Source organism: Mesorhizobium sp. M7A.F.Ca.US.006.04.2.1 (assembly GCF_004022915.1).
GTDB lineage: Bacteria > Pseudomonadota > Alphaproteobacteria > Rhizobiales > Rhizobiaceae > Mesorhizobium > Mesorhizobium ciceri.
Genome location: NZ_RZQA01001288.1, coordinates 1 through 1,184 on the forward strand (window position 1 = coordinate 1; position 1,184 = coordinate 1,184).

Consider the following 1,184-nt stretch of genomic DNA (forward strand, 5'->3'; position numbering starts at 1 on the left):
GCCATGGTCAGGAAATTCGCCACCGAGAGGTAGTAGGGCGACAGGATCGAGAACACGACGATGATGACGATCAGGGCAAAGAAAGCGCGGCCCTCGAGCAGCAGCTTGGCGAGATCGAAGCCTTCGCTCGCGCTTGGACTGGACTGTTTTCTGGCCTGGCTGACATCGGTCATGGTGTGGGCTCCGAAATTCCTGGTGATCAGGCGACCACGGCTTCGCCCGAGGCGGCCATGATCTGCTCTTTGGTGGCATTGGCGCCGAATTCGGCTGAAATCCTGCCGCGGCGCATGACGACGATGCGGTGGGCAATGCTGAGGCATTCGTTGACCTCAGAGGTCGAGAAGACGACGGCAAGGCCCTGCGCAGCGCGTTCGCTCAGCAAGCGGAAGACTTCGGCCTTGGCACCGACATCAATGCCGCGGCTCGGCTCGTCGAGAAGGATAACCTTGGGATTGGTCGTCAGCATCTTGCCGATGACGACCTTCTGCTGATTGCCGCCCGACAGCGATCCGATCATGGCGTTGCCGCCAGCGGTCTTGACGGTCACCTTGCGGATCGAGTCTTCGACCAGCTCTCGCTCTCTGGAACGAGACAGAAACAGGCCCCTGGCGAACGCTTCGATGCTGGCGAGCGAAAGATTACGACCGACGGTCATCGTCTGCACCAGTCCGTCGCGCTGCCGGTCCTCGGGGACCAGCACAAGCCCTCTGGAGATACGCTGGGCAATGCTCAGCCCCGAGACGTCCTCGCCTTCCAGCAGCGCCCGCCCGCCCGCCATCGGCACTCGTCCGGCGACGGCCTCCAGCAATTCCGTGCGCCCGGCACCCATCAGCCCGTAGATGCAGACGATCTCGCCTGCTCGCACGTCCAGCGACAGGTGATCGACGACGGAATAACCTGAGCCCGAAGTGTCGACGACGCTGACATCCTCGATCGATAGGGCGACTTCGCCGAATTCATGGCCGGTCGGCGGCGAGCCGAGATCGAAATTCTCGCCGACCATGTTGCGCACGATCCATTCGAGATCGATATCCCGAGCTTCGGCCGTCGCGGTAATCGCGCCATCGCGCAGGACAACGGCATAGTCGGTGATCTGCAGCGCCTCTTCGAGGTGATGCGATATGTAGACGATGGAGACGCCGCGGCTGGACAGATCGCGGATCACCTTGAACAGAACTTCCACC

At 61.9% G+C, this 1,184-nt stretch carries 1 protein-coding gene and 1 pseudogene; both read right to left on the minus strand.

Features of this window, described 5'->3' with window-relative positions; translation table 11 throughout:
• Positions 1–173, minus strand: a pseudogene (locus EN925_RS41265) (ABC transporter permease); the annotation flags it as partial.
• 26 nt (positions 174–199) lie between these two features.
• On the minus strand, positions 200–1,184 hold a 985-nt coding region (locus EN925_RS36705; protein WP_164894698.1), incomplete at its 5' end, for a sugar ABC transporter ATP-binding protein.